We start from the raw sequence: 20,891 nt of genomic DNA, 5'->3' as shown, positions 1-20,891 counted from the left end.
CGGGCCCGGCGGGCCAGGGCACTCAGGCCACCGGCACCGCCGCGGGCGCGTTCCTGATGTCCCCGGTCTCGCCCTCCAGGTGGGCCCGGCGGCCGACCACGAACACGTACAGCAGGAACAGCACCTCCGCCAGCACGCCGATCCCCAGCGCCACCGGGATCGGGATGTGCCCGGCGACCGTGTTCCCCGTGACCAGGCCCTCGATCAGGCCGGAGATGAACAGCACCACCGCGAGCCCCAGCGCCGCCGCCACCGCCGAGCGGCCCTCCTCGGCGAAGGCGCGCAGCCGGGTGCGGTCGCCGGGGGCGATGAGCGACCAGCCCAGCCGCAGGCCGATGCCGCCCGCCACGAACACGGCGGTCAGCTCCAGGAGGCCGTGCGGCAGGATCAGCCCGAAGAACACGTCGGCCCGCCCGTGGCCGATCATCAGCCCGGCCATGGCGCCCAGGTTCAGCGCGTTCAACAGCATCACGTACAGCGTCGGCACCCCGAACGCGACGCCGTACAGGATCGCCTGCGCCGCCACCCACGCGTTGTTGGTCCACACCTGGGCGGCGAAGGAGCCCCGCGGGTTCTCGACGTAGTAGTTCGCGAACTCGTACTCGACCACCTGGGCGACGTACTCGGGCGTGCCCATCGCGTGCATCACCGCGGGGTCGGCGACGATCCACCAGGCCACGGCCGCCGCGATGCCGACGGTGCCCGCGGTCATGCCCAGCCACCACCAGCGCAGCCGGTACAGGATCGCGGGGAAGACCCGGGTGAAGAACCCCACGAGGTCGCGCCAGGCGGGGTCGTGGGCGCCGGTCACCGCGGAGCGGGCGCGCGCGATCAGCGCGGACAGGCGGCCCACCAGGGCGGGGTCCTGGCCGGAGGAGCGCACCACCGACAGGTGGGTGGACACCCGCTGGTAGAGGTCGACGAGTTCGTCGACCTCGGCGCCGTCGAGTCGGCGCCGTCGGCGGACCAGCCGTTCCAGGCGCTCCCAGTCCCCGTTGTGCGCCGCGGCGAAAACGTCGATATCCACGCAAGGGACCCTACCGTCTCGCGGCCCGGGAACGCCGCCGGTGGGAACGCGGTGCCCGGCCTGCGGGTAGTGTCGGGGTCGGAAGTTCCGTTCGGCCCCGAGGGAGCAGCACCGGTGTCCTATCCCGGCGGTGGTGAGGTGCGCGGCGACGCGTACGGTACGACGCCCCTGGTCACGGGGGACGCGGTGGTCCTGGACCTGCGCGCGGCGGGGTTCGCGACCCGTGCGGTGGCCCTGCTCATCGACGTGATCGTGCAGGGCGCGCTCTTCGTGCTGCACATGGTGCTGGTGGCCTGGATGGGCACCGCCGTGGACCCGGCGGCGACCGCCGCGGTGTTCCTGGGCGGCATGATCCTGATCTTCGTGGGCTACCCGACGGCGTTCGAGACCATCTCGCGCGGCCGGTCCCTGGGCAAGATGGCGCTGGGCCTGCGCGTGGTCGGCACCGACGGGACGCCCGAGCGGTTCCGGCAGGCGCTGGCGCGGGCCCTGGCGGGGTTCTTCGAGATCTGGGCGACGACCGGCGTGATCGCGCTGATCACCTCGATGATCAGCAAGGACGGGCGCCGGGTCGGCGACTTCCTGGCGGGCACCATGGTCGTGGAGGAGCGGACGGGGCGCCCCCGCCAGGAGCACATCCCCATGCCGCCGTACCTGGCGGGGTGGGCGTCGGGGGCCGACCTGTCCCGGCTCGCGCCGGAGACGGCCGCGGCGGCCCGCCAGTACGTCCTGCGCTACTACGAGCTGGCCGAGCACACCCGCCACGAGATGGGCGTCCGGCTGGCCGACGCGGTGGCCGCGCAGATCAGCCCGCCCCCGCCGCCGGGCGTCGCGCCCGCGGACTTCCTCGCGGCCGTGCTGGCCGAGCGCCGGCGCCGCCAGCAGATCGCCCTCCAGCAGCAGCGCTCCCAGCACCGCCCCGCCTCCTGACGCGCGCCGCCTCCCGGCCAGTGCCGGGACACGCCCCGGTCAGGGGTGCCAGGAGCGCAGGTAGGACTCCTGCTCTGGGGTGAGCGTGTCGATGGCGACGCCCAGGGCGGCCAGCTCCAGCCCGGCGACCTCGGTGTCGATCTCGTCCGGGACGTCCACGACGCCCGGGGCGAGGTCCGCGTGGGCGCGGGCCAGCCAGGCGGTGGTGAGGGCCTGCGCGGCGAACGACAGGTCCATGACGGCGGCCGGGTGCCCCTCGGCGGCGCCCAGGTTGACCAGGCGGCCCTCGGACAGCAGCAGGACCCGGCGGCCGTCGGCGAACTCGTACTCGTCGGCGTGCTCGCGCACCCCGCGGTCCACGGCGACCGCGAGCCGGTCCAGCGCGGCCAGGTCGATCTCCAGGTCGAAGTGGCCCGAGTTGGCGAGGATCGCGCCGTCGCGCATCAGGGCGAGGTGCTCCTCGCGGATCACGTCGCGGTTGCCGGTCGCGGTGATGAACACGTCCCCGACCGGGGCGGCGCTCTCCATGGCGGCGACCGTGTACCCCTGCATGACGGCGTCCAGGGCCTTGACCGGGTCCACCTCGGTGACGATGACGCGGGCACCCATGCCGCGGGCGCGTTCGGCCAGGCCGCGCCCGCAGTAGCCGAACCCGGCGACGACGACGGTGCGGCCCGCGAGCATGGTGTTGGTGGCCCGCAGGATGCCGTCGATGGTGGACTGGCCGGTGCCGTACCGGTTGTCGAACATGCGCTTGGTGGCGGTGTCGTTGACCGCGACCATGGGCAGCCGCAGTTCGCCCTCGGCGCTCATGCGGCGCAGCCGGATGACGCCGGTGGTGGTCTGCTCGCAGCCGCCCAGGACGCCTTCGAGCAGGTCGGGGCGGGCGGCGTGCAGGGTGTGGACGAGGTCGCAGCCGTCGTCCAGCAGCAGGTGGGGCCGGGTCCGGAGCACCGTGACCAGGTTGCGGTCGTAGGAGGCGGGGTCCATCCCGGCCCAGGCGTGCACGGCCACCCCGTACTCGGCGACCAGCGCGGCCGCCGTGTCATCCTGGGTGGAGAGCGGGTTGGAGGCGGCCAGGGCCACCTCGGCTCCGCCGACGCGCAGGACGCGCAGGAGGTTGGCGGTCTCGGCGGTCACGTGCAGGCAGGCGGCGACGCGCAGCCCGGCCAGGGGCCGCTCGGCGGCGAAGCGCGCGTGGATACTGCGCAGCACCGGCATGGACCGCTCGGCCCAGGCGACCCGGCGCACCCCGGCCGGGGCCAGGGCCAGGTCGGCGACCTCGTGTGGAGTCCCGGTCATGGAGCCCGTTCTGTGGTGGCGGCTCCGGGGCCGGCGTGCGGCGCCGGCCCCGGAGATGGCGGACGCCCTAGTAGCGGTAGTGGTCCGACTTGTAGGGGCCCTCGACGTCCACGCCGATGTAGGCGGCCTGCTCCTTGCTGAGCCTGGTCAGCTTGACGCCGAGGGCGTCCAGGTGGAGGCGGGCGACCTTCTCGTCGAGGATCTTGGGCAGCGTGTACACGCCGATCGGGTACTCGTCGGGCTTGGTGAACAGCTCGATCTGCGCGATGACCTGGTTGGTGAAGCTGTTGGACATCACGAAGCTGGGGTGGCCGGTGGCGTTGCCCAGGTTGAGCAGGCGGCCCTCGGACAGCACCAGGATGGTGTGGCCGTCGGGGAAGGTCCACTCGTGGACCTGCGGCTTGATCTCCTTCTTGGTGATGCCGGGGACCTTCGCCAGGCCGGCCATGTCGATCTCGTTGTCGAAGTGGCCGACGTTGCCGACGATCGCCTGGTGCTTCATCGCCGACATGTGCTCGGTCATGATGACGTTGAAGTTGCCGGTGGTGGTGATGAAGATGTCACCGGTCCCCACCACGTCCTCCAGGGTGGTGACCTGGTAGCCGTCCATGGCGGCCTGGAGGGCGTTGATCGGGTCGATCTCGGTGACGACGACCCGGGCGCCCTGGCCGCGCAGCGCCTCCGCGGCGCCCTTGCCCACGTCGCCGTAGCCGCACACCACGGCCACCTTGCCGCCGATGAGGACGTCGGTGGCGCGCATGATGCCGTCGGGCAGCGAGTGGCGGATGCCGTACTTGTTGTCGAACTTGCTCTTGGTGACCGAGTCGTTGACGTTGATCGCCGGGAAGGCCAGGCTGCCGTCGCGCTGCATCTCGTACAGGCGCAGGACACCGGTGGTGGTCTCCTCGGTGACGCCCTTGATGCGCTCGGCGATGGTCGTCCACTTGGTCGGGTCCTGGGCCAGGCTCGCCTGGAGCAGCTTGAGGACGACCTCGAACTCCTCGCTGTCGGCGGTGGAGGGGTCGGGGACGGCCCCGGCCTTCTCGTACTGGGCGCCCTTGTGGACGAGCATGGTGGCGTCGCCGCCGTCGTCCAGGATCATGTTGGGGCCCTCACCGCCGGGCCAGGTCAGCGCCTGCTCGGTGCACCACCAGTACTCCTCCAGGGTCTCGCCCTTCCAGGCGAAGACCGGGACGCCCTTGGGGTCGTCGACGGTGCCGTCGGGGCCGACGACGACCGCGGCGGCGGCGTGGTCCTGGGTGGAGAAGATGTTGCAGCTGACCCAGCGCACCTCGGCGCCCAGCGCGACCAGGGTCTCGATGAGGACCGCGGTCTGGACGGTCATGTGCAGCGAGCCCATGATGCGGGCGCCCTGGAGCGGCTTGCTGTCACCGTACTCGGCGCGGGTCGCCATGAGGCCGGGCATCTCGTGCTCGGCGAGCCGGATCTCGTCGCGGCCGAAGGCGGCCAGGGACAGGTCGGCGACCTTGAAGTCGAAAGCCATGCGTTCCTCACTCGTGATGGTCGTGGCGCCCCTGATTCTAGGCCCGGGCGCCCGCCATCAGCACGAATCTGACAACGCGGTGTCAGGTTGCGCCGGTATGGGCGCCGGGCTCGGTTAGGGTCGTCGGCATGGCCCTGCACGACACCTCCGCCGCGTACGGCGTTCCGATGCCCATCTCGGCCGCCGCCGAACGGGTGGGGACGACCCCGCGCATGCTCCGGTACCGGGAAGGGCTGGGGCTGCTGCCCCGCACCCAGGAGCAGCCTACGGGGCGGGGGCACCGGCACCGCCGGTTCACCGAGGAGGACGTGCGGACCATCGCGACCGGCCTGGAGCTGGAGCGGGAGTTCGACATCCCCCCGGCCGCGCTGGCGTTCGCGCTGCGCGTGCTGTCCGAGCCCGAGGTGCTGGCGCGGGTGCGCGCCCACGGGGAGCGGCTGGGGCGGCTGGCCCCGGCGCCGGCCCGCGCCCTGGACTTCGAGAAGCAGAAGGCGATGCGCCTGCTGGGCCGGCGCCCCTGATCGCGCAGGTCGGAGCCGCCGCGCCGTACGGGCGGGCCCGGGCGCCCGGTCAAGGGGCCATCGGGCAGGTTTCACCGGAGCGCCCACGGGCTACGGAGAGAGCGTGGATACCCTACGCCTGAGTGCGGACCCGGAGCGGCTCCCCGACCGCGTGCGCGAAGAGCTGACCGACGTCGACCGGCTGCGCCGGATCTGGTCCGGTCACCGGCAGGCCCAGCCCCGGGAGGCGCGCGAGGCCGCGCGCCGGTCCCTGGTCCGGTCGCGGATCGAGGGGGCCGGGGTCGGCGGGCCCCTGGCCGAGTACCTGGAGTCGGCGCTGGCGGACGGGATGGGCGGCCGCGCGCTCGACCCCGACTACGTGCTCGAACTCGCCGACCGCGTCCACTCCCTGCCCGACCCGGGCGCTTTCCGCGCCCCGGCCGCGCCCCTGGTCGAGTACGACCGGGCCCGCGCCGTGGCCGCCCCCGCGGCGGTCCCGGGCCACCCCCTGGTCCGCGCGGCGCACACCTACGCCGAGACACTGGCGGCCGTCACCGAGCTGGACCGCGGGAACGAGGCCCCGCGGCTGCTGCCGTGGCTGGTGGCCGCGCTGGTGCTGCGCCGTGCGGACCTGCCGCCGCTGCCGCCGGTGCACCCGCCCGCGGGCCCCGGCCCGGACTCCGACGAGAGCCTGGCGCCGACCGTTTCGGCGCTGGCCCGGGCCGTCACGGCGGCGCTGCGCGACGAGCTGAGCTGGACGCCGCCGGGATCCGCGCCCGACCCCGGGGAGCCGGTGCCGCCCCTGGCGGCGGTGACCCGCCGCCGGGTGACGGACCACCTGCGCTCGCACCGGGAGTCGGTGGGCCTCATCCTGCGCGGCCTGGACCCCGCGGCGCGCGCCGTGGTCCGCACCGGCGGCCACGATTCCGGCGCCGGGGCGGAGGGCCTCTCCGAGGCGGGGCGGGCCGTGCTCACCCCGGGCGCCGCTCACTGGTGGACGGCGCTGGAGCTGACGGTGGAGGACACGACGCTGTCGCTCGTGGTGGTGGTGCAGGAGATCGGCCGCCCCCGGACGGGGGTGCTGGCGGTCACCGTGGACGGGCGACTGACCGACCCGGACGGGGTGCGCGACGTTCCCGGCATCTCGGGCACCGAGGCCGTGACCCTGATGCCCGCCGACTGCGTGGACGACCGCTGGCCGCGGATCCGCGACCTGGTGGACGAGGGGGTGTCCCTGGCGCTGGGCGGGCTCACCCGGGTCTGACGCCCTCGAACGCCCGCGGGGCCCGGCACCGCGCGGTGCCGGGCCCCGCGGGCGTTCGCGTTCAGGAGACGACGATGAGGACCAGCAGCAGGACGAGGATGAGGATCGTCATGAGGACCGCCGGGATCACCCAGCTCTGCTGGAGGATCGACTCCTCGGCGGGCGGCTGCTGCGCCGGTCCCCCGTAGGTCTGGTTGGGGTTGCCCGTGACCAGCGGGTTGCCGAACTGCGGCTGGGGCCCCTGCGGGTAGGGGCCGACCGGCCGCGGGCCGGAGGTGCCGGGGTGGCCGGGCACGCCCATGCCGTGCTGGGGGTTGGACGTCCCGGGGTGCCCGGGCAGGCCCATGCCGGGCCGCGGGTTGGAGGTGCCCGGGTGCGGGTAGCCGGGGTGGCCGGGCACGCCCATTCCGTGCTGGGGGTTGGACGTCCCGGGGTGCCCGGGCAGGCCCATGCCGGGCCGCGGGTTGGAGGTGCCGGGGTGGCCGTGGCCGAACCCGCCCTGGGGCCCGGTCTGCGGGCGCACCGGCATCTGCCCCTGCGGGATGAGGCCGGTCTGGGCGATCTGCTCGCCCTGCTTGAGGGCATCCTCGGTGGAGGGGGCCTCGTCGGCGTCCTCGTGGCCGAGCAGGCGCATGAGGAGCTTCTGGGCGGTGGGCCGCTGGGCGGGGTCCTTGTTCAGGCAGGCCGCGACGATGGGGCGCAGGGCCTCGTCGACGCCGTCGATGTCCGGCGGGGCGCTGATGACCCGGTGCACGACCGCCGGGACGGTGTCGGAGCCGAACGGCGCACGCCCGCTGGAGGCGAACGCGATGACGCAGCCCCAGGCGAAGACGTCGCACTTGTCGGTGATGCCGCGCCCCTCGATCTGCTCGGGCGCCATGTAGGAGGGCGTGCCGACGATCGAGTTGGTCATGGTGGCGGTGCCGTCGTCGACCCGGGCGATGCCGAAGTCGATGACGCGGGGCCCGTCCGGGCCCAGCAGCACGTTGCCGGGCTTGAAGTCGCGGTGGACGATCCCGGCCTTGTGGATGGCCACGAGCGCGGTGGCGGTGGAGACCGCGAGCCGCTGCAGCGCCGAGCCGCGCAGCGGGGCGCCCTTGGCGACCGTCTCCTGGAGGTCCTTGCCGGGCACGAACTCGCTGACCACGTAGGGCGGATCGCTGTCGAGCTGCGCGTCGATGATCGCGGCGGTGCAGAAGGAGGCGACCTTCTGCGCGGCGCGGACCTCCTTCTCGAACCGCTTGCGCAGGTCGCTGTCGCGGGACCACTGGTCGTTGAGGACCTTGACCGCGTACTCCTCGCCCTGCGGGTCCTCGGCCAGGTACACGATGCCCTGGCCGCCCTTGCCCAGGCGTCCGGTCACGCTGTAATCGCCGAACGCGGAGGGGTCGCTCGGCTGTAGCGGTTCGGGACCGGGCATCGGTGTCCTCCAGGGAGGTCGTGTTGGACGGGGTGGGCACGAACAGGGTACGGCTTGCGGGGGTATGGGACGGTGCGTCCGTCACCCCCCGGAGACGAAGTCTCTCACTTCGTCGCACCCGCTATGACTACCGGAATGCCCATAACGTTCCATAAGGGTCCGACATGAATTCGGCCCCTTCCCCGTCCGGGACACCGTCAGCCGATCTTGCGGGCCTCGTCGACCAGCAGGACGGGGATGCCGTCCCGGATCGGGTAGGCCAGACCGCTCTCGTCGCAGACCAGCTCGTCGGTCTCGGGGTCGTGGCGCAGCGGCGCCTGGCTCTGCGGGCAGGCCAGGATCTCCAGCAGCCAGCCGTCGATCTTCGTGCTCATGGTCCTCGTTCCTCGTCGTGCGGGGCGGGACGGCCGAACGTCCCACCCCTCCATCATGCCCCCTCTCAGGAGCGGACGATGGCCAGCACCTCGTCGCGCAGCGCGTTGACCGCGGCCGCGTCCGGGGCCTCGACGTTGAGCCGCAGCAGCGGCTCGGTGTTGGAGGCCCGCAGGTTGAACCAGGAGCCGTCGGGCAGCGTGACGGTCAGGCCGTCCAGCTCGTCGACCTCGGCGCCCTCGCGCCCGGCGAAAGCGTCGCGCACCGCGGCCGTACGGCCGGCGGCGTCGGCGACCTCGGAGTTGATCTCGCCCGAGGCGGCGTAACGCGAGTACTCGGCGGTGATCTCCGACAGCGGCCGCTCGTCGGAGCCCAGCACGCGCAGGACGTGCATGGCGGCGAGCATGCCGGTGTCGGCCTTCCAGAAGTCGCGGAAGTAGTAGTGGGCGGAGTGCTCGCCGCCGAACACCGCGCCGGTCTCGGCCATGGTGGCCTTGATGTAGGAGTGGCCCACGCGGGTGCGCACCGGGACGCCGCCGTGCTCGCGGACGATCTCGGGCACGGCGTGCGAGGTGATGAGGTTGTGGATGACCGTCGCGCCGGGGTCCCGGGCCAGCTCCTGCACCGCGACCAGAGCGGTGATCGCCGAGGGCGGCACGGCGTCGCCGTTCTCGTCCACGACGAAGCAGCGGTCGGCGTCGCCGTCGAAGGCCAGGCCGATGTCCGCGCCGGTCTCGCGGACCTTCTTCTGGAGGTCGACGATGTTGGCCGGGTCCAGGGGGTTGGCCGGGTGGTTGGGGAAGGTGCCGTCGAGCTCGAAGTAGAGCGGCACGATCTCCAGCGGCAGGCCCTGCTCCAGGACGGCCGGGACGGTGTGGCCGCCCATGCCGTTGCCCGCGTCCACGACGACCTTGAGCGGCCGGATCCCGGACAGGTCCACCAGGGTCCGCAGGTGGTCGGCGTACCCGGTGAGCAGGTCCTTCTCGGTGACCGTGCCGGCCGGGCCGTCGTGGGCGGGCACGCCCTCCTCGGCCAGCCGGCGGATCTCGGCCAGGCCGGTCTCGGCGCTGATGGGGGCGGCCCCGGCCCGGCACATCTTGATGCCGTTGTACTGGGCGGGGTTGTGGCTGGCGGTGAACATCGCGCCGGGCAGGTCGAGCGCGCCGGAGCCGTAGTACAGCAGGTCGGTGGAGCCCAGTCCGGCGAAGACCACGTCGACGCCCTGTGAGGTGACCCCGTCGGCGAAGGCGCGGGCCAGCTCCGGCGAGGAGGGGCGCATGTCGTGGGCGACCACGACCGCCGGTCCGCCGACGGTCCGGGCGAAGGCCGCCCCGATCGCCCGGGAGATGTCCGCGTCGAGGGTGTCGGGGATCACACCGCGTACGTCGTATGCCTTGAAGATGCCTGCGAGGTCTGCCACGTCTTCTCCGGCCGGATCGGTCCTGCTCCGAATGGTCATGCCGCGCGGGCACGCCCGCGCGCGGTACCAACCTAGCAAGGGGCGCGGCGGCCCCCCGGTACGAGGGCGCGCCGGCCGCTCAGGGTCGGGGATCCGGCCGGGAGGGGTCGGAGCGGACGACCCGCAGGTGTCCTCGGCGCATGCCGTCGGGGCCGTCGGCGTCGTCGGCCGGACGGGCCGGCGGGCGCGCCGCCTCACGTACGGCGTCCGCGAGGGCCTCCAGGTCGTCGCTTCCGGGACCTCCGCCCACCGTCTCGACGGGGAGCCGGACGACCTCCCAGCCGCGCGGTGCCGTCAGGCGGTCGGCGTGCATGGCGCAGAGGTCGTAGCAGTGCGGTTCCACGTAGGCGGCGAGCGGTCCGAGGACGGCCGTCGAGTCGGCGTAGACGTACGTGAGCGTGAAGACGGCGGGCTGCCGGCAGGCGGTTCGGGAGCAGCGTCGAACAGGGCTCACAGCGTTCGACTGTATGCCTTTACTGAGGGACACGCCAGCATCGTTCCACGACCTGGTCTGTTTCGTGGTGTCCAACGCGATACCGGTGCCGGACGCGCCTTCCGCCGGGGCGGCGCGGGGGGCCGGTCGATCGGCGCGCCCGCGGGGCTACGCGAGGCGCCCGTGATGGCTTAGTCTCGAAGTGTGCGACGAGTGCGCCCTTCCCATGGCCAACCTGACCGAGTGCGACGCCGGGACCGCCGCGGCCGAGGCATCCGCGGTCCTCTCGTGCCCTCCGACCTGCCGGTGTTCCGCAGCCGTGCGCAGGCGTTCGACGACCTCGTGCTGGACGCGGTCGAACGCCTGGAGCGGTTGTGGGCGCGCGAACTGGCGAACGTCGACTTCCTCGTGGAGGACGTCCCGCCGGTTCCGCCCCGGGGCCCCCTGACCGAGGCGATCCCCTTCTCCCGACTGGAGACCGATCCCTCGGGCCGGGCCCGCATCGTGGTGTACCGGCGTCCGCTGGAGATCCGGACCAAGGACCCGGAGGAGATGGCCCTCCTCGTCCACGAGACCGTGGTCGAGGAGGTCGCCAACCTGCTCGGCGTGGAACCGGAGTCGGTCGACCCCGAGAACTGACCGCGCCGGCCGGGTCCCGGTCCCGGAGGCGGCCCGTGGAGACCGCCGCCGGGCCCCGGCCCGCGCCGCTCAGGGCACCAGGCCCACCATCGTGTCGCGCACGACCGGCAGGGCCACCTCCACCGGCGCCGGGCGCACCGGCAGCGCGCTGAGACCGTCGCCGTCGGTGAGGATCCGGGCCGCGTACAGCGGCCCCGAGCCCTCCAGCAGGTCCAGGCGGACCGTGTAGCCGTCCGCGGGGTCGGTCCCCTCCGGTGCCGTCCAGCCCTCGCCGTCCCCGCCGAACACCGCCGTGGTGCCCGCGGCGATCTCGGTGCGGACCGCGTCGCCCTGGGTGCCGTCGGCCCCGACCGGGGTGGCCATCAGCCGGACGTCGCCCTCCGGGGCCGTGAGCACGAGCCGGGTCGTGGTGCCCTCCGGGGAGTCGGGCAGCACCGCCGTGGTGTCCAGCGGGAACGACAGCGGCGGCACGGCCGCGGTGTAGGCGGTCTCCAGGATCTCGTCGGGGTCGTCGCCGGTGGACTCGGCGGCCACCCCGGCGACCACGGGCACGTCGGACTCCACCACGACCGCTCCGGCCCGCCCGGCCAGGGCGGCGTCCAGGCTGACCCGGGCGGAGGCGGCGGGTGGGACCCGCAGCTCCAGAGGGTCGTCCGGGGTGCCCTCGGCCGCCACGGCGTCGTCCTCCCCGCCCTCCCCGGCCCCTTCCCCGGCCTGCCCGGATCCGCCGTCGGGCCCGATGACGTGGACGCGCACCCGGGCGGGCTCCTCACCCGGGGCGGTGACGACCAGGTGGCGCCGCCCGCCGCCGCCCGGGACGCCCGGGATCACGTGCTCGCGGGCGGGGGCCGCGGTGGGCGGGACCCAGTCGGTGTGCCCCTCGACGTGCTCGGCGAGCAGCGAGGCGGCGACCCGGCCGGTGCTGGTGCGCACCTGCACGCCGATCCCGCCGATGCTCTGTGCCAGTTCGGTGATGTCCAGTTCCGTGGACTGACCGGGCAGCAGGGAGATGCCCCGGCTGTCGAGGGAGTAGGACGGCCCGCCGCTGGTGTGGATGTCCAGGCTGGCGGTGGCCCGGGAGGTCTCGGGGTTGGCGAGGTGGACGGTGATCCGCTCCAGCCGGACGCCCTCGGAGTCGCCGCCGCCGGGCAGGGCGAACCAGGTGCTCACCGAGGGCTCGGCGCAGCGCACCTCGGTGACGCCGTCGGAGGCGACGGTGATCTGGGCCGACTCCAGGCCGGAGGCGAGCGAGCCCCGGGCGTGGACGGCGGTCGGCTCGGCGGCGCCGGAGGTGTCGACCCCCCACACGCTGCCGGGTTCGGTCAGCTCCTCGCCCAGGAGCATGTCGGGGTCGGGGGCGCCGCTGGTGCCGGTGGAGGTGCTCTGCGCGTCGGAGCCGTCCCGCCCCGCCGCGCCCCCGGCCCCGTCCGTGTCCTCGTCCGTGTCCTCGGCGGCGGGCGGGACCGGGACGGCCCACAGGCCGCCGGTGTCGTCGCGGCTGACCCGGGGCGCGAACGCGGCGACGGAGCTGTCGGCGTCCTCGTCGTGCGGTGCCGGGCAGACCCGCAGCGTGTGGGAGGGGCGGGCGGTCCCGGGGCCGGTGACGCCCAGTTCGGCGGTCACCGGCCGGACCGCCACGGCGATGCCGAACAGCGCGGCCAGGGCCAGCGCGACCAGTCCGAACAGCGCGAACCGGTTCTCCACGATCAGTCGCACGGCCTACTCCTCCCTCTCGTCGCCGGCGGCGTCGGCACCGGTGTCGGGGCCCGCACCGTCCCGCGCGGAACCGGCCCGGCGCCGCCCCTTGCGGCGGGTGCCGCGGCGGCGGCCGCGCACCGCTCGGATCGACCCGGTGTCGGTGACGGCGAACTCGCCGGTGGCGGGCTCCCCTGTGGCGAACCCGCCGGTGGGGGGCTCCCCGGTGGGGGGCTCCTCCGCCCCTCCGTCCGGGGACGGCTCCCCGGCGTCGGCCTCCGGGTCGGCCCCGGGGGCGGTGCGCGCCCGGGAGCCTCGGCGGCCGCGGCGCGGTACGCGCAGCCCCGCCGGGCGGCGGGGCCGGGGGGCGGGGGTCGACTCGATGAGGCGGGCGTCCTCCTCGGTCCGCACGCCGGGGGCGGCCAGGACCGCGACGACGAGCAGCAGCACGCCCTGGGTGGCCACCCAGGCGGTGTGCACGTGGTCGGTGTGCCACACCCGGAGTTCGCCGCCCTGCGCCGGGAGCTCCCAGGACTGGGTCCCGCCCGGCCCCTCGGCCGGGGTCAGCTCGGTGCCGCCGATGTCCGCCCGCCAGCCGTTCCCGGCGGTCTCCGCCAGGGCCAGGCGGCGCCCGGTGCCGCCCTCCTCCACCCGGGCGGTGAAGTCGTGGCCGGGCCCGCTCACCCGCAGCGGCTCCGTCTCCAGCCCGTCCTGGGAGACCACGCGCAGCCGCCCGGTGGGCTCGGCCAGCCGCCACAGGCCGTAGCGGTCGGACAGCGACTCCCGCATCAGCCCGGGGGTGCCGTCCAGCATGTCCACGATGGTGACGTCGGTGAGCGTTCCGGTCCGCGGCCGGGGGTAGAGCACGTACTGGATGCCGTGGTCGGCCAGGACGCGCAGCCGGTCGCCGCCCTGCCCGATGGCCAGTTCGGCGACGGCCCGGTCCACGGCCGCCCGGGAGGCGTCGTCGGGGCGGATGCGCTCCTCCCCCAGGCGGGGTTCGCGGCCGCGGACGACGGTGTAGCCCACACCGCCCTCGCCGTCCGGGGCGACGACGAGGGTGCGCGGTTCGGTGCCGTCGTCGCTCAGGCCGACCCCGGCGCCGACCAGGGTGCCGGGCAGGACCGGGGCGGCGCGCGAGGTGAGCGGTCCGTCCACGCCCTCCCACATCCACACGCCCGCCCCGGCCAGGGGTGTGGCGACGGCGAGGAGTGCGACGCCGACGGCGAAGGCCCTGCGCAGGCCGCCCAGGGACAGCATGGTGCGGAAGGCGCGGGCGGCGGTGGCCGCCGACAGCAGCACCGCCGTGGCGGCGAAGGTCAGCGCCACGCCGGGCCAGACCGCCGCGGGCGGTCCGCCGAAGTGGGGCTCGACCACCAGGCGGGAGGTGAGGATCGCGACGAGCAGCCCGAACACGGCCAGGGACCAGCCGGCGGCGACCAGGACGCGGTTGCGCAGGAGCAGCAGCGCGCACAGGGCGGCGGCGAGCAGCCCGGCGGTCACCCAGACCGGGGGCGCGCCGGGTCCGCCCGGGGAGAGCATGAGCAGCTGTTCGGGGGTGGCGCCCGGCTCCGACAGCTCGGGGCGGTGCAGCCCGGCCTCCAGCAGCCATTGGGAGGGGTGCAGCAGCAGGTCCAGGGTCCAGGGCATGAGCATGACCAGGGGGACGCCCAGGGCGATGCCGACGTCGGCGTACAGGCGGCGGCCCAGGTGCCCGAAGGCGGCCGCCACCAGCAGGCCGGTGACCAGCGCCAGCGGCCACACCAGGGGGACGAACGCGGTGGCGGCGGCCAGGGTCAGGCCCAGCCCCCAGGCGGCCCGCCGGGAGTGCTTGGCCGGCATGGCCACCACGCGGATGAGCAGCAGGCCCAGGACCGGCATGAGCACGTGGACCACGGCGGTGCCCAGCCGCCCCTGGGCGATCGCGCCGGTGGCGACCGGCAGCAGTGCGTAGGAGGCGGCCATCCAGACGCGGGCGGGCCGGTAGCCGAGCACCTCGCGGGCGAGCAGGTAGGCGGTCGCGCCGGCCAGGGGCACGGAGCCCAGCAGCAGTACGGAGACCGCGATCCAGGGCTTGCCGAGAGTGGCCGTGGACAGCAGGGCCAGGATCCCGACGTAGGGCGGGACCGGGCCGTCGGAGCCCAGGCCGGAGTCGGGGGCCCCGGACAGGTAGAGGTTCCACAGGTCGGCGGCGCCGCCCGCGACGGGCGGCAGGGCGCCGCCGGCCAGCAGGGGGCCGAAGAGCAGGGAGCGTTCGGCGACGAGCGCGACGACCGTCAGCGCGATGACGAGCAGCGGGCCCGGCCGCAGCACCACCCGGCGCAGGAAGCCCCCGGTGTCGGTGGGAGCCTCCTCGTCCTCGGGGGCGGGGGCGGTGGTGACGGCCTGGTGGCGGCCCGCGGTGTCGATGACCGGCTCGCCGGAGAGCACCCCGGTGAGGAAGTCCGCGAACTGGCGCATCGCCACACCGCGCGCCAGGTAGGGCCGGATCGCGCTGTAGGTGCGGCGGCGGTCGCGCCGGCGCCGGAAGCGGGCCCGCAGCAGCTTGTCCGGCCGCAGGTAGACCAGGGTGATCGCGGCCGCCTCGTCGAGGGCGTTGGCGGGCTGCTTCATGAACAGGTACATGATCACGCGCAGCAGCGACCCGACGGAGTTGCGCAGCAGCGCGGCGAGCATGCCGCCGAAGGGCAGGTTGGCCAGCAGCACGAACACGGCGTGCCTGCGGTCCACCCGGCGCGGGTGGTTGCGGGTGGCGCCGATGGGTCGCCGCCGGCGTGCGGAGGCCTCGGCGTGGTAGGCGACGGCCTCGGTGACGATGAGGACGTGCAGCCCAGCACCGCCCACGCGCCAGCAGAGGTCGATGTCGTCGCGGAACAGCGGCAGGGATCGGTCGAAGCCGCCCAGGCGCTCCCACACGTCGCGGCGGACCAGCATGCCCGCGCTGGACACGGCCAGGACCTGGCGGGTGCCGTCGTGCTGGCCGTGGTCGAACTCGCGCGGCTCCAGCCCGGTCTCTCGGCGCCCCGCGCCGTCGATGGTCACGCCGGCCTCGATCAGCAGGCGGCGGTCGAACCAGTCGCGGAGCTTGGGGCCCAGGACGGCGGCGCGCGGGTCGCGGTCGGCGGCGGCGAGGAGGTGGGCGAGGGCGTCCTCCTCGGGGGCGAGGTCGTCGTGGACGAGCCAGATCCACTCGGTGGCGTCCTCGTCGAACCCGTGGACCGGCGACGTGGAGCGCGGCAGTTCGAGGGCGGCGCGCACCGCGTCGCCGTAGCCCGTGCGGGCGGGCAGGCCGATGACCGCGTCCGGCGGCAGGTACTCGCGGAGGACGTCCACGCCGCCGTCGGTGCTGCCGGTGTCGGCGGCCACGGCACGCTGCACCGGACGGCTCTGGGCGCGCAGCGCGGCCATGGTCTCCGGCAGCCAGCGCGCCCCGTCGTGGGACACGATGACCGCGGTCACGACGTGTCGGGCTGAGTCGAGGTCGAGCACGGCTGTGGTGGGTTCTCTCCGAGGGAAGGGGCGGGCCTCCCGGGCGCCGGGCCGAAGGGCGGGGGCGCCGGGGCGGTGGGCGTGCGGTCACGCCGGTCCCGACCGCGGGTCGGGGGTGGCACGGGTGCGTGCGGGACATCACCCTACGCCACCTCACACCATTGCGTACCTATTCGCCTCCGGTCCGACGTCCGGCGACTTATCCCCCTATTCGCCATTGCGGGGCCTTGCGTGCCAAACCTCACTTTGGACCTGAACGGTCGGGAACATGAAAAAAGCGCGCCCGGGCTCGCGGCCCGGGCGCGCCTCACGCGCGCGCCCTGCTACAGCATGTCCGCCAGGAAATCGAAATCCCCTCCGGCGGCTTTCTTCAGCCTTCGGCGCTCGCGTTCGGAGAGTCCCCCCCAGATACCGAAGCGCTCATCGTGTTCGAGCGCGTATTCCAGGCACTCCGCGCGCACGTCGCACGACTGACAGACCTTCTTCGCCTCCCGGGTCGAGCCGCCCTTCTCGGGGAAGAACGCCTCCGGGTCGGTCTGTGCGCACAGTGCGCGTTCCTGCCAGCCCAGATCCTCATCCGAGCCGTGCGCCAGCGGGATGACCTCGCTCATGCGCACCTCCTGTTGCCCCCCATAGATGACCCGACCCATTTCGTCCCCCGGGCCGGGCAGAATCCCACCTTGAAATTACACGTGGACGCAGTGCTACTCGTCAAGCGCCCTGCGTGGTAATCCACTGAATATCATGTAACGAAGCGCCAACGCTGCTCGGTTCATGTCCGTTCTGCGGATTACCACGCAATTCACGACGTTCCAAGGAGGCGGGGGGCTCGGGGCCCACGCGGAGGGTTCAGCGCTGGCCCTCGCCCCCGTACCAGCCCTGCTGGCCCCCGGTACCGCCCTGTCCTTGCTGGTCAGAGCCGTATCCGGAGCCCGAGCCGTACTGGTCTCCGTAGCCGGAGCCGCCCTGGTCGGTCGTCTCCGTGGCGTTGTTCTCACCGGAGTTAAAGAAAGGTTCAACTCCACTCTCGGACGGCTGGCCCTGGGCCTGCCCCTGCCCGTACCAGCCGTAGTTGATGGCGTCCTGGGCCGCCTGCTCGCCGGAGGCCGGCTGCTCGCCCTGCTGCGGGGCGTACTGGGACGGGTCGTAGGCCTGGCCGTAGCCCTGCTGCTGGCCCGAGGCGTCGGTGCCGTACTGCGGCTGCACCTGCGTCTGGCCGTACGGGTTCGCGTCGTATCCGGCCTGCGGCTGCGCCTGGCCCGACGTGTCGGTGCCGTACTGCTGCTGGGCCTGGCCGTACTGGTTGGGGTCGTAGGCCGGCTGCTGACCGGACGCGTCGGTGCCGTACTGCGCCTGGCCGTAGGACTGCTGGGCGCCGGTGCCGTACTGCGGCTGCACCTGCGTCTGGCCGTACGGGTTCGCGTCGTACCCGGCCTGCGGCTGCTGCGTCTGGGACGCGTCGTAGGCCTGCGCCTGCTGGCCCGACGTGTCGTAGGACTGCTGCGGGGCGTAGGACTGCTGGGCGCCCGTGGCGTAGTGCTGCTGGACCTGCGCCTGGCCGTACTGGTTCGGGTCGTACGCCGCCTGCTGCTGCGCCTGGCCCGGGACGGCCTGAGCGGGGTCGGCCGCGGGCTGGCCGCCGGTCATGGTCGGGTCCTGGTAGCCGGGCTGGCCGTACGCCTGCGGGTAGCCGCCGTAGGTCTGCGCCTGCGGGGTGGCCCGCGGCACCAGGTTCGGGTCGTTGAACGCCTTGAGCAGCGCGAAGGCGAAGATGCCCAGCACCGCACCCTGGCCCAGGGTGCTCAGGAAGCCCGCGAAGCCGAGGCTGATCGCGTCGATCTCACTGGCGGCGATGAACTCGGTGATCAGGTTGATGAGCGCGAAGAGCAGCCCCAGGCCGGAGAAGATGAGCGCGGTCAGCACGACGCCGAAGGCCGCCGGCCGGGTCCGCTCGGAGGTGAGGACCAGGAGCACCGCGGCGGCGAGCAGGACCACAACGGACAGGCCGAAGAAGTTGCCCCCCGCGCCCCCCAGTGCCGAGGCGAAGGACCCCGGGTAGCCCGATCCGGCTATCAACCGGATGAAACCCGCCAGCACACCGGCGCCGACGGCACCGATCAGGACCCACGCCGCGGGTAGGCGCAGGCGTTCCAGTGTTTCGTTGTTCAAGGGAGATTCCCCTCTGCTGCTTCGTCGCCGCCCTCGTGGGAGGAAGAGTGGCTCTGTCGTCGGGCTGTTCGGTTGGAATCGGTCGATCCCGGCCGCGGAACACGGGGACGCCGGAGGACCGGACCGTGAAAGTGGGACGGCGGCCACGGTACCGGGGTTCGGCCGAACGGCGAACCGGCGGTACCGGTACGGTCACGCCGGGGTCGCGCCCACGGTGGGGCAGACGACCCGTACATGCTTCCAGCCTGCCAGACTTGGACGCATGCGGATAGTCGTACCGGCCGGTGGTATCGGCGGAGCACGCTTCCTTCGGGGCCTGAAGGCCGCCCTGGGAATCGACTCCCCGGTCCCGGAGGAGCAGAGCACGAACGCCATCACCGTCATCGGCAACACGGGTGACGACATCACTCTGTTCGGACTGAGGATATGTCCGGATCTGGACACGGTGATGTACACCCTGGGCGGGGGTATCGACGAGGAGCGCGGCTGGGGGCGGGCCGACGAGACCTTCACGGTCAAGGAGGAGCTGGCCGCCTACGGCATGCGCCCCACCTGGTTCGGCCTGGGCGACCGGGACACCGCCACCCACATCGTGCGGTCCCAGATGCTCGCGGCGGGGTACCCGCTGTCGGCGGTCACCGAGGCGCTGTGCGACCGGTGGCGGCCCGGGGTGCGGCTGCTGCCGATGACCGACGACCAGGTCGAGACGCACGTGGTCGTCGAGGAGGACGGGCGCAGGCGCGCGATCCACTTCCAGGAGTGGTGGATCAGGCACCGGGCGGCGGTGCCCGCGCAGAGCATCGTGAGCGTGGGCGCGGAGGACGCCAAACCCGGGCCCGGGGTGCTGGAGGCGATCGCCGAGGCCGACCTCGTGGTCCTGCCGCCGTCGAACCCGGTGGTGAGCGTGGGGTCCGTCCTGGGGATCCCCGGGATCAGGGAGGCGCTGGCCGCCAAGACCGTGGTGGGCGTCTCCCCCATCATCGGCGGCGCCCCGGTGCGCGGTATGGCCGACGCCTGCCTGGACGCGATCGGTGTGGAGACGAGCGCCGGGGCGGTCGCCGCCCACCTGGGCGCCGACCTGCTCGACGGGTGGCTGGTGGACGAGGCCGACGCCGGGACCGAGGTCGAGGGGATCGAGGTGCGCTCGCGCCCGCTGTACATGAGCGACCCCCGGGCCACCGAGGCCATCGCCCGGGCCGCCCTGGACCTGGGCCGCGAGCTGGCCGGGCGCAAGGGCGGCGGCGAGTGAGCGCGGACGCGGGGAGCGACGTGCGGGTGCGCGGGCTGGCGGGCCTGCCGGAGGTGGGCGCGGGCGCCGACCTGGTCGCGCTGATCGCCGACGCCGTCGAGGCCTCGGGAGAGCCGCTGGCCGACGGCGACGTGCTGGTGGTCACCTCCAAGATCGTCGCCAAGGCCGAGGGGCGGCTGCGCCGGATGGCCCGGGAGGCCGCCGTCGACGCCGAGACCGTGCGGGTGGTGGCCCGGGCCGGGAGGACCCGGATCGTGCAGACCCGGCACGGGCTGGTGATGGCCGCCGCCGGGGTGGACGCCTCCAACGTCGAACCCGGCACGGTGCTGCTGCTGCCCGAGGACTCCGACGCGTCCGCCCGCGCCCTGCGCGCCGGGCTGCGCGAGCGGCTGGGGGTGCGGGTGGGCGTGATCGTCTCCGACACCTTCGGGCGGCCCTGGCGGGTCGGGCAGACCGACGTGGCCATCGGCGCGGCCGGGCTGGACCCGGTGCAGGACCTCCGGGGCACGACGGACACCCACGGCAACCTCATGGAGGCGACCGTCAACGCGGTCGCCGACGAGATCGCCGCCGCCGGCGAGCTGGTCAAGGGCAAGACGAGCGGTGTGCCGGTGGCGGTGGTCAGCGGCCTGTCGGTCGTCACCGACGCGGACGGGCCGGGGGCCGCGGCGCTGGTGCGCACGGCGGACGCCGACCTGTTCCGGTACGGCTCGCGCGACGTGGTGCCCGCCCGGCGCACGGTGCGCGCGTTCACCGACGACCCGGTGGACCCCGCGGCGGTGCGCCGCGCGGTGGCGGCGGCGGTCACCGCGCCCGCCCCGCACCACACGACGCCGTGGCGGTTCGTCCTGGTGGAGTCGGCGCCGGTGCGCAAGCGGCTGCTGGACGCGATGCTCCAGGCGTGGGTGGCCGACCTGCGCGGCGACGGGTTCGACGAGGGCGCGATCGCCCGGCGCACCCGGCGCGGCGACGTGCTGCGGGGGGCGCCCTACCTGGTGGTGCCGTTCCTGGTGGCCGACGGGGCGCACGCCTATCCCGACGAGCGGCGGGCCGACGCCGAGCGGACCATGTTCCACGTGGCGATGGGCGCCGGGGTGCAGGGGCTGCTGGTGGGGCTGGCCGTCGAGGGGCTGGGCTCGGCCTGGATCTCCTCCACGATGTTCTGCGCCGACGTGGTGCGGGAGGTGCTGGAGGTGCCCGACCACTGGCGGCCGATGGGCGCGGTCGCGGTGGGGCACGCCGCCGAGCCGCCGCGCGAGCGGCCGCCGCGCGACCCGGAGGACTTCATCGAGGTCCGCTGAGGCCGGTCCCCGGCGCCGCGGCCGCGGGTCCCCGCCGAGCGCCGGGCCCGCGGCCGCGGTGCCTCCGGGCCGCCCCGCCCGGGGGCGCCCGGCGCGTCGCCGGGGGCCCGGCCGCGGTGCGGCGGGCATCCTGGGGTG

The 20,891-nt window shown here is 74.2% G+C and carries 17 protein-coding genes; 6 read left to right on the top strand and 11 right to left on the bottom strand.

Annotated features, from left to right (window positions below):
• Window positions 1–22: 22 nt before the first annotated feature.
• The gene (locus ACFVNO_RS03220; RefSeq protein WP_355256763.1) at window positions 23–1,027 is read right to left on the bottom strand and encodes a stage II sporulation protein M; all 1,005 of its coding nucleotides are present in this window, start codon (window positions 1,025–1,027) and stop codon (window positions 23–25) included.
• Between the two features lie 114 nt (window positions 1,028–1,141).
• On the opposite strand from ACFVNO_RS03220, the gene ACFVNO_RS03215 reads away from it, so the two are divergent.
• On the top strand, window positions 1,142–1,957 hold the full coding sequence (locus tag ACFVNO_RS03215) for an RDD family protein (RefSeq protein ID WP_355256760.1): 816 nt from the start codon (window positions 1,142–1,144) through the stop codon (window positions 1,955–1,957).
• 39 nt (window positions 1,958–1,996) lie between these two features.
• Here ACFVNO_RS03215 and ACFVNO_RS03210 read toward each other — a convergent pair whose 3' ends face one another.
• Both ACFVNO_RS03210 and ahcY read right to left on the bottom strand, forming a co-directional pair.
• Window positions 1,997–3,259: an adenosylhomocysteinase gene (locus ACFVNO_RS03210; protein WP_355256757.1), complete on the bottom strand. Its 1,263-nt coding sequence runs from the start codon at window positions 3,257–3,259 to the stop codon at window positions 1,997–1,999.
• Between the two features lie 67 nt (window positions 3,260–3,326).
• Window positions 3,327–4,763 carry an adenosylhomocysteinase gene (ahcY, locus tag ACFVNO_RS03205; RefSeq protein ID WP_355256754.1) on the bottom strand — a complete coding sequence of 479 codons (1,437 nt, stop codon included), beginning with the start codon at window positions 4,761–4,763 and terminating at the stop codon, window positions 3,327–3,329.
• Between the two features lie 128 nt (window positions 4,764–4,891).
• Between ahcY and ACFVNO_RS03200 the strand changes: the two genes are divergently transcribed.
• Window positions 4,892–5,284 carry a MerR family transcriptional regulator gene (locus ACFVNO_RS03200; RefSeq protein WP_220565050.1) on the top strand — a complete coding sequence of 131 codons (393 nt, stop codon included), beginning with the start codon at window positions 4,892–4,894 and terminating at the stop codon, window positions 5,282–5,284.
• 103 nt (window positions 5,285–5,387) lie between these two features.
• Window positions 5,388–6,527 (top strand): hypothetical protein, encoded by a 1,140-nt coding sequence (locus ACFVNO_RS03195; protein ID WP_378888797.1) that lies wholly within the window; start codon window positions 5,388–5,390, stop codon window positions 6,525–6,527.
• 61 nt (window positions 6,528–6,588) lie between these two features.
• Here the strand turns inward: ACFVNO_RS03195 and ACFVNO_RS03190 are convergent, their stop codons facing one another.
• The 4 genes from ACFVNO_RS03190 to ACFVNO_RS03175 form a co-directional block, all read right to left on the bottom strand.
• Window positions 6,589–7,947 carry a protein kinase gene (locus ACFVNO_RS03190; RefSeq protein ID WP_355256748.1) on the bottom strand — a complete coding sequence of 453 codons (1,359 nt, stop codon included), beginning with the start codon at window positions 7,945–7,947 and terminating at the stop codon, window positions 6,589–6,591.
• Window positions 7,948–8,144: 197 nt separating this feature from the next.
• On the bottom strand, window positions 8,145–8,321 hold the full coding sequence (locus ACFVNO_RS03185) for a Trm112 family protein (RefSeq protein ID WP_013154764.1): 177 nt from the start codon (window positions 8,319–8,321) through the stop codon (window positions 8,145–8,147).
• A gap of 65 nt (window positions 8,322–8,386) precedes the next feature.
• Complete coding sequence (locus ACFVNO_RS03180) at window positions 8,387–9,739, bottom strand: phosphomannomutase/phosphoglucomutase (protein WP_355256744.1); 1,353 nt, start codon at window positions 9,737–9,739, stop codon at window positions 8,387–8,389.
• 118 nt (window positions 9,740–9,857) lie between these two features.
• On the bottom strand, window positions 9,858–10,232 hold the full coding sequence (locus ACFVNO_RS03175; RefSeq protein WP_220565046.1) for a DUF3499 domain-containing protein: 375 nt from the start codon (window positions 10,230–10,232) through the stop codon (window positions 9,858–9,860).
• Between the two features lie 267 nt (window positions 10,233–10,499).
• On the opposite strand from ACFVNO_RS03175, the gene ACFVNO_RS03170 reads away from it, so the two are divergent.
• Window positions 10,500–10,850 (top strand): metallopeptidase family protein, encoded by a 351-nt coding sequence (locus ACFVNO_RS03170; RefSeq protein ID WP_255647077.1) that lies wholly within the window; start codon window positions 10,500–10,502, stop codon window positions 10,848–10,850.
• 69 nt (window positions 10,851–10,919) lie between these two features.
• Here ACFVNO_RS03170 and ACFVNO_RS03165 read toward each other — a convergent pair whose 3' ends face one another.
• The 4 genes from ACFVNO_RS03165 to ACFVNO_RS03150 all read right to left on the bottom strand — a co-directional run bounded on the left by ACFVNO_RS03165 (window position 10,920) and on the right by ACFVNO_RS03150 (window position 18,203).
• Window positions 10,920–12,566, bottom strand: a complete 1,647-nt coding sequence (locus ACFVNO_RS03165; RefSeq protein ID WP_378888792.1) for a DUF5719 family protein — start codon at window positions 12,564–12,566, stop codon at window positions 10,920–10,922.
• Between the two features lie 3 nt (window positions 12,567–12,569).
• Window positions 12,570–16,034: a glycosyltransferase gene (locus ACFVNO_RS03160; RefSeq protein WP_378888789.1), complete on the bottom strand. Its 3,465-nt coding sequence runs from the start codon at window positions 16,032–16,034 to the stop codon at window positions 12,570–12,572.
• A gap of 323 nt (window positions 16,035–16,357) precedes the next feature.
• Entirely contained in the window at window positions 16,358–16,645 is a 288-nt protein-coding gene (locus tag ACFVNO_RS03155; RefSeq protein ID WP_211715498.1) for a WhiB family transcriptional regulator, read from the bottom strand.
• Window positions 16,646–16,883: 238 nt separating this feature from the next.
• Window positions 16,884–18,203, bottom strand: coding sequence for a hypothetical protein (locus tag ACFVNO_RS03150; RefSeq protein ID WP_355256734.1), 1,320 nt, complete (start codon window positions 18,201–18,203; stop codon window positions 16,884–16,886).
• A gap of 262 nt (window positions 18,204–18,465) precedes the next feature.
• Between ACFVNO_RS03150 and cofD the strand changes: the two genes are divergently transcribed.
• Both cofD and ACFVNO_RS03140 read left to right on the top strand, forming a co-directional pair.
• Window positions 18,466–19,452 carry a 2-phospho-L-lactate transferase gene (cofD, locus tag ACFVNO_RS03145; RefSeq protein WP_378888785.1) on the top strand — a complete coding sequence of 329 codons (987 nt, stop codon included), beginning with the start codon at window positions 18,466–18,468 and terminating at the stop codon, window positions 19,450–19,452.
• A complete protein-coding gene (locus ACFVNO_RS03140) occupies window positions 19,449–20,753 on the top strand; it encodes a coenzyme F420-0:L-glutamate ligase (protein ID WP_378888782.1) in 1,305 nt (434 codons plus the stop codon). The genes cofD and ACFVNO_RS03140 overlap by 4 nt, the downstream gene beginning before the upstream one ends.
• Window positions 20,754–20,891 lie beyond the last annotated feature (138 nt).

This window comes from Nocardiopsis sp. NPDC057823 (assembly GCF_042797335.1).
Taxonomy (GTDB): domain Bacteria; phylum Actinomycetota; class Actinomycetes; order Streptosporangiales; family Streptosporangiaceae; genus Nocardiopsis; species Nocardiopsis changdeensis.
Note: the sequence above shows the minus strand (reverse complement) of the source record. Positions and strands in the feature narration are given on the sequence as shown.